The sequence below is a fragment of the Vibrio sp. V42_P2S4T144 genome (genome assembly GCF_009904715.1).
GTDB lineage: Bacteria > Pseudomonadota > Gammaproteobacteria > Enterobacterales > Vibrionaceae > Vibrio > Vibrio alginolyticus.
Genome location: NZ_WXWS01000653.1, coordinates 1 through 6,972, shown reverse-complemented (window position 1 = coordinate 6,972; position 6,972 = coordinate 1). Strand labels below are relative to the sequence as shown.

At 46.2% G+C, this 6,972-nt stretch carries 7 protein-coding genes; 5 read left to right on the top strand and 2 right to left on the bottom strand.

Annotated features, from left to right (window positions below; genetic code table 11):
* Positions 1 to 251: 251 nt before the first annotated feature.
* From frdA to frdD, 4 genes are read left to right on the top strand one after another with little or no spacing between them, the layout of a single operon-like run.
* Entirely contained in the window at positions 252 to 2,051 is a 1,800-nt protein-coding gene (gene frdA, locus CAG68_RS21250; protein WP_054575300.1) for a fumarate reductase (quinol) flavoprotein subunit, read from the top strand.
* On the top strand, positions 2,051 to 2,809 hold the full coding sequence (locus CAG68_RS21245) for a succinate dehydrogenase/fumarate reductase iron-sulfur subunit (protein WP_005381489.1): 759 nt from the start codon (positions 2,051 to 2,053) through the stop codon (positions 2,807 to 2,809). The genes frdA and CAG68_RS21245 overlap by 1 nt, the downstream gene beginning before the upstream one ends.
* A gap of 2 nt (positions 2,810 to 2,811) precedes the next feature.
* Positions 2,812 to 3,195, top strand: coding sequence for a fumarate reductase subunit FrdC (gene frdC, locus CAG68_RS21240; RefSeq protein ID WP_005381491.1), 384 nt, complete (start codon positions 2,812 to 2,814; stop codon positions 3,193 to 3,195).
* Between the two features lie 11 nt (positions 3,196 to 3,206).
* Positions 3,207 to 3,584, top strand: coding sequence for a fumarate reductase subunit FrdD (gene frdD, locus CAG68_RS21235; protein ID WP_005381493.1), 378 nt, complete (start codon positions 3,207 to 3,209; stop codon positions 3,582 to 3,584).
* Between the two features lie 101 nt (positions 3,585 to 3,685).
* Here frdD and CAG68_RS21230 read toward each other — a convergent pair whose 3' ends face one another.
* Positions 3,686 to 5,089, bottom strand: a complete 1,404-nt coding sequence (locus CAG68_RS21230) for an SPFH domain-containing protein (RefSeq protein WP_005386397.1) — start codon at positions 5,087 to 5,089, stop codon at positions 3,686 to 3,688.
* 266 nt (positions 5,090 to 5,355) lie between these two features.
* Complete coding sequence (efp, locus tag CAG68_RS21225; protein WP_005381500.1) at positions 5,356 to 5,922, bottom strand: elongation factor P; 567 nt, start codon at positions 5,920 to 5,922, stop codon at positions 5,356 to 5,358.
* 32 nt (positions 5,923 to 5,954) lie between these two features.
* On the opposite strand from efp, the gene epmB reads away from it, so the two are divergent.
* A partial coding sequence (epmB, locus tag CAG68_RS21220; RefSeq protein WP_161441623.1) for an EF-P beta-lysylation protein EpmB occupies positions 5,955 to 6,972 on the top strand: 1,018 nt, incomplete at its 3' end.

The following is a 6,972-nucleotide window of genomic DNA, read 5'->3' as shown; positions in this document are numbered from 1 at the left end:
GCGCAACACAGGTTTAACATCCCTAATGTTAATGCTTGAGGGCCAAAACCTCGATGCCGTGATAGCAGTCACATAACCTATAAATTCTATGCCCTTAAGTGCATTACCGAAGCAAAAACCCAATTACATCAATTTTTCTGCCATGTGGCTCATCTACACTAACCCTACTACTTTTGGGGAGTTCTTTTTAAAGAGCGCCTCGTAATGACAATAACAAGCGGATTTCCGCAATCACACACTGGAGGATAACTGTGCAAATTATCACCACAGATATCGCAGTCATCGGCGCAGGCGGCGCTGGTCTTCGTACTGCTATTGCAGCGGCTGAAGCAAACCCAGACTTAGAAGTCGCTCTGATTTCTAAAGTTTATCCAATGCGCTCCCACACGGTCGCTGCAGAGGGTGGCTCAGCAGCAGTTATCAAGGATGAAGATAGCTTAGACAACCACTTCAACGACACTGTTGGCGGTGGTGACTGGCTATGTGAACAGGATGTTGTTGAATACTTTGTAGAGAACGCGACTCGCGAAATGATCCAAATGGAGCAATGGGGTTGCCCATGGAGTCGTAAAGAGAACGGTGAAGTCAACGTACGCCGCTTTGGTGGTATGAAGGTTGAACGTACTTGGTTCGCTGCAGACAAAACTGGCTTCCACATGCTTCATACGCTATTCCAGACATCAATGAAGTACAGCAACATCAAACGTTTTGATGAGTACTTTGTGGTGGATCTGCTTGTTGATGAAGGCGAAGTTCAAGGTCTGATTGCTATTCACATGTCTGAAGGCGAGCTTGTTACTATCAAAGCAAAATCGGTTGTTCTAGCAACAGGTGGCGCGGGCCGTGTTTACCACTGTAACACCAACGGCGGTATCGTAACGGGCGATGGTATGGCAATGGCTTACCGTCACGGCGTTCCTCTACGTGATATGGAATTCGTTCAATACCACCCAACCGGTCTTCCAGGCACAGGTATCCTGATGACGGAAGGTTGTCGTGGTGAAGGCGGTATCATCGTTAACAAGAACGGCTATCGTTACCTACAAGATTACGGCATGGGCCCTGAAACTCCAGTTGGCCAACCGAAGAACAAATACATGGAACTGGGTCCTCGTGACAAAGTTTCTCAAGCTTTCTGGCACGAACAACAGAAAGGCAACACCATCAAACACCCACTGGGTGACGTGGTGCACCTAGACCTTCGCCATCTTGGTGAAGAGTACCTACAAGAGCGTCTACCGTTCATCTGTGAGCTAGCAAAAGCTTATGTAAACGTGGACCCTGCAAAAGAGCCAATTCCAATTCGTCCAACCGTTCACTACACCATGGGTGGTATTGAAACGGACGGCGGTTGTGAAACTCGCATTAAAGGCCTATTCGCGGTGGGTGAATGTGCGTCTGTTGGTCTTCACGGTGCAAACCGTCTAGGTTCTAACTCACTGGCTGAGTTCGTGGTATTTGGCCGCGTAGCGGGTGAAAATGCAGTGAAACGCGCAGCAGAATTCAAAGGTTGGAACGACGCGGCAATTGACACGCAAGTCAAAGCCGTTGAAGAGCGCATCGCGAAACTGATGAACCAAGAAGGCGACGAAAACTGGGCAGAAATACGCACAGAAATGGGCCACACCATGGAAGCGGGCTGTGGTATCTACCGCCAAGAAGATTTGATGCAAGCGACTATCGACAAAATCACTGAGTTGAAAGAACGCTACAAACGCATCAGCATCAAAGACAAAGGTAAAGTGTTCAACACAGACCTTCTATACGCAATCGAAGTGGGTTACGGCCTAGAAGTCGCAGAAGCGATGGTTCACTCTGCGATTCTACGTAAAGAGTCGCGCGGCGCGCACCAACGTCTAGACGACGGTTGTACAGAACGTGATGACGTGAATTTCCTAAAACACTCACTTGCTTTCTACAAGCCAGAGTCAGCACCAAGTATCGATTACAGCAATGTGACCATCACTAAGTCACAGCCAAAAGCTCGTCTATACGGTGAAGCAGCAGAAAAAGCAGCGGCTGAAGAGAAGAACGCAGAGGAGCAAGCATAATGTCAGCAAATCGCATTCAAAAAGTAGACATCCTGCGTTACGACCCAGAGAAAGATGCAGAACCATACAAGCAAACATTCGAAGTCCCATTCGATGAAACCATGTCTGTACTTGACGCACTTGGTTACATCAAAGACCACCTAGACAAAGATCTGTCTTACCGTTGGTCTTGCCGTATGGCGATCTGTGGTTCTTGCGGCATCATGGTGAACAACGTACCGAAACTTGCTTGTAAGAGCTTCCTACGTGACTACCCAGACGGTGTGACTATCGAGCCTCTAGCGAACTTCCCAATCGAGAAAGACTTGATTGTTGATATGACGCCATTCATCGAGCGCCTAGAAGCAATCAAACCATACATCATTGGTAACGATCGTAAACCAGAAGACGGTACGAACTTGCAAACGCCAGAACAGATGGCGAAATACAAGCAATTCGCTGGCTGTATCAACTGTGGTCTGTGCTATGCCGCATGTCCTCAGTTTGGTCTTAACCCAGAGTTCATCGGTCCTGCTGCACTAACGCTAGCCCACCGCTACAACCTAGACAGCCGTGACAACGGTAAAGATGAGCGCATGAAGCTTATCAACGGTGAAAACGGTGCTTGGGGTTGTACGTTTGTTGGTTACTGTTCTGAAGTTTGTCCGAAGAACGTTGACCCAGCAGCGGCAGTAAACCAAGGCAAAGTGGAGTCTTCTATGGACTTCGTGATTGCTATGTTGAAACCTGATGGTTCACCAAAGAAAGTGGAGGCATAAGGATGAGCAATCGTAAACCTTACGTTCGTGAAGTAAAACGCACTTGGTGGAAGAACCATCCTTTCTACCGCTTCTACATGCTACGTGAAGCGACGGTGCTTCCGTTAATTCTATTCACTCTGTTCCTAACTTTCGGTTTAGGTTGCTTGGTGAAAGGTCCTGAAGCATGGCAAGGTTGGTTAGCGTTCATGGCGAACCCAATCGTAGTCGCAATCAACATCGTTGCACTACTCGGTAGCCTATTCCACGCTCAAACTTTCTTCAGCATGATGCCACAAGTAATGCCAATTCGTTTGAAAGGCAAACCAGTGGACAAGAAGATCATCGTATTGACTCAGTGGGCCGCTGTTGCGTTCATCTCACTGATCGTTCTCATCGTGGTGTAAGGAGCTGAGCAATGAAACCGAATTATAGTGTAAACACATCACCAAAACGTTCTGATGAGCCAATCTGGTGGGGTCTGTTTGGCGCAGGCGGTACTTGGTTCGCGATGATCACGCCAATCACTGTTCTTGTGCTAGGTATCTTGGTACCACTAGGCGTGATTGACGCAGAAGCGATGAGCTACGAGCGTGTCTCTGCATTCGCAACCAGCATCATCGGTGCGCTATTTATCATTGGCACGCTAGCATTGCCAATGTGGCACGCAATGCACCGTGTACACCACGGCATGCACGACCTTAAATTCCACACTGGTGTGATTGGTAAAATTGCATGCTATGCATTTGCAGGCCTCATCACTGCACTAGCAGTTATCTTTATCTTCATGATTTAAGAGACTGACCAAAAAGAAAAAGCTGGCTAAATGCCAGCTTTTTTATTGCTTTGGGTTACCTATGATCTTTTTGCTTTTTAAGCTTTTGACCACCCATGATCTTATTGCTGTGCGACCTTCTTTGTCTGGTCCATAAGACCCAGAGCACCAAAGCCAGTAATCACATCTAGGTTTGTTTTCAAGCCCGTTTCGTCACTTCCACCAATGTAATTTTGTGGCATCTGAACTTGGAAGTTTTGCAAATTGTTGTACAGCGAGTTCGCTACGTCTCGATTCAATTCTGCCAAGTAAACTTCACGATTTGCTCCTAACGCCGCATACTTACCTTTTAGGACTTCAGATTCTGCGCGACCTTTCGCTAATATCGCTTTCGCTTCAAACTCAGCAGAAAGTGCGTTCGCTTTTTGAATCGCTAAGTTAGCCTCTGCGATAGCTAGCTCTTTCTCCTTCTCGACCTCAGCAAGTCGTTTGGTTTTTTCCACTTCAACGATTTCACGCTCTGCAATCTGACGTGCAACTTCCACTTCTTTTTGCTGAGCAATAATTGCGAGTTCTTTACCACGCTGAGCGTCTTGCACTTCACGAGTACGTTGAATTTCTTTGCGTAACTGCTCCGTTTCTGCCTGTGCTTTCGACGTTTCTTGTTCCTGAATCGCACGAATGCGATCCGCCACTAAACGCTTTTTATCCGCCAGCAATTGGTCGAGCTGTTTCTCTGGTTGTGGATCACCAATGGTCACCTGCGTCACTTGAATACCGTATTGTTGTAACGGATTGTCTTGACGAATTGGTTGCCCGGTTTTGTCTACGACAGGCACGGTTTTCCATACCAGTTGATTGGTGCGCTGTAATTGGTTCGGATTGGCTTGATTCGCCCCAACAGGCGCAAGATCCAACTCTTCCACTTCAACCTGACGTCGCTCTGTTAGATAAATCCCCTCTCGTAACTGATCGCCAAGTTTCGATTTGAACTGGTTCAAGCCACCTTGGAAAAACTCTTCACCCGTGTATTGGGTTGCGGTAATCACCGTTACGTTACGTGCGTTCTTTACAAGCAGCGCATCGATCAAGTTACTGTTGTTGCGGAACTCTTTGTGCATCTTCTTCACCGCTTCAGGGTCATTACTGAGCTTAAAGCGGAATGTTACGGGGATCTGACCAATATAGGTGTCGGCAAATCGAACCTGAATCGCATCAAGGCGTTGATAAAAATCTTCGCCCTTGCTGTTACCGAATGACACGGTGATCACTTGGTCATACTTGGTGATTTTGGACAGAAATGGCATGCGAAAATGAATGCCAGGTTCAGTAAACACATCCAACTCACCAGTAATATTATTCTGATGCACGTAGCTGTAACCCGCATCGGTCATCAGCACCGAGCTATTAATCGTTAAGCCTATTGCCAACAGCGGTACGCCAAATACGGCTGCTTTTAATCCTTTATGTAGTAACTGACGTCTTTCTTCCACCTTTAAACCCCTTCCTAAACCTCTGCTTTCCATTTTGTTCTCCTTTTTGGATTGTTACTGAGTTAAATCGATAAAAATCAGATTGCTATGCAACTCAGCGACAAGTACTAATGTATCAAAATGTTACATTAAGGAATAATCGACAGATTCATGGAATAAATAAGATTTTTACGAATAATACAAAATCATCAAAAATTTGCGGAGGATATCGATGTTTTACGCAGAGGGATTAAAAGAGAAGAATCACAGGCAATAAAAAAGGCCGCCGAAGCGACCTTTCTAACAATCATATAAAGTGCTTACTTCACACGACCTACGTATTCAGCAGTACGAGTATCTACGCGAATCACTTCACCAATTGAGATGAACAGAGGAACACGAACAACAGCGCCAGTTGATAGCGTCGCTGGTTTACCGCCAGTACCTTGAGTATCACCTTTCAGGCCTGGGTCTGTGTCTACAACTTCTAGCTCAACGAAGTTTGGTGGAGTAACAGTAATTGGGTTACCGTTCCAAAGAGTGATCATACAAGTGTTGTTTTCTACCAACCACTTAGCGTTTTCACCTACCGCTTTTGCATCCGCTGCGATCTGTTCAAACGTTTCACTGTTCATAAAGTGGTAGAATTCGCCGTCTGAATATAGATAATCTAGGTCGATATCCATTACGTCTGCCACTTCACAAGTGTCACCAGACTTGAATGTTTTCTCTAGCACTTTACCAGAAAGAAGTTTACGAATTTTAACACGGTTGAACGCTTGGCCTTTACCTGGTTTAACGTATTCGTTTTCCAGAATTACACAAGGCTCGTTATCAAGCATTAACTTAAGACCGCCTTTAAATTCATTGGTGCTAACTGTAGCCATTTTTTCCTCTTACATTCTTAGAGCTAAATTCAATGCCGCACATAATAACCCGAAAAGTCGAATCTGTTGAGCAAAACTGGCTCAAACAGTTGGCGAATGGGATCTCTGATCCTGCAAAATTGCTCGAAATACTGGAAATTGATCCTTCACCGTGGCAAGACGGGTTTGCCGCGCGCAAGCTGTTTGCACAGCGTGTACCGCAAAGTTTTGTCGATAGGATGGAGAAAGGCAACCCTAAAGACCCTCTTTTACGTCAGGTTTTACCACTGAGCGACGAATTTGAGGTGCATCCGGGTTACTCCAATGATCCATTGGAAGAGCAGGACAATGAAGTCCCTGGCCTGCTACACAAGTATCGCAACCGCGCCCTGATGATTGTCAAAGGTGGCTGCGCGGTAAATTGCCGTTACTGTTTTCGTCGTCACTTCCCTTATCAAGAGAACAAAAGCGGGAAACAAGCCTGGACCAAGTGCTTAGAGTACATGGCACAACAACCAGAGTTGAACGAAGTCATCTTCTCAGGTGGTGATCCATTAATGGCAAAAGACGATGAGATTCATTGGCTTTTAGAGCACATTGCTCACATTCCTCACATCAAACGTCTGCGTATTCATAGCCGTTTACCTGTGGTGATTCCTGCTCGAGTCACTGATGAACTATGCCAACTTCTGCAAGCATCAAGGTTACAAATCATCCTCGTCACTCACATCAACCATGCCAACGAAATCAATGACGAATTTGCTGAACAGATGTTCAAGCTCAAAAGAGCGGGCGTTACGCTTCTAAACCAAGGCGTTCTGCTGAAAGGCGTGAATGATTCGGTAGAAGCTCAAGTGGCGTTAAGTGAGGCCTTATTTGACGCGGGTGTCTTGCCTTATTACCTCCACGTTCTTGATAAGGTGCAAGGCGCAGCGCACTACTTTATTTCGGACGAAGAAGCGAAAGCTATTATGCGCGGACTCATCACGCGTGTATCGGGTTATCTGGTACCAAAACTCACACGAGAAATTGGTGGCAGGCCAAGTAAAACGCCGTTGGATTTGCATTTAG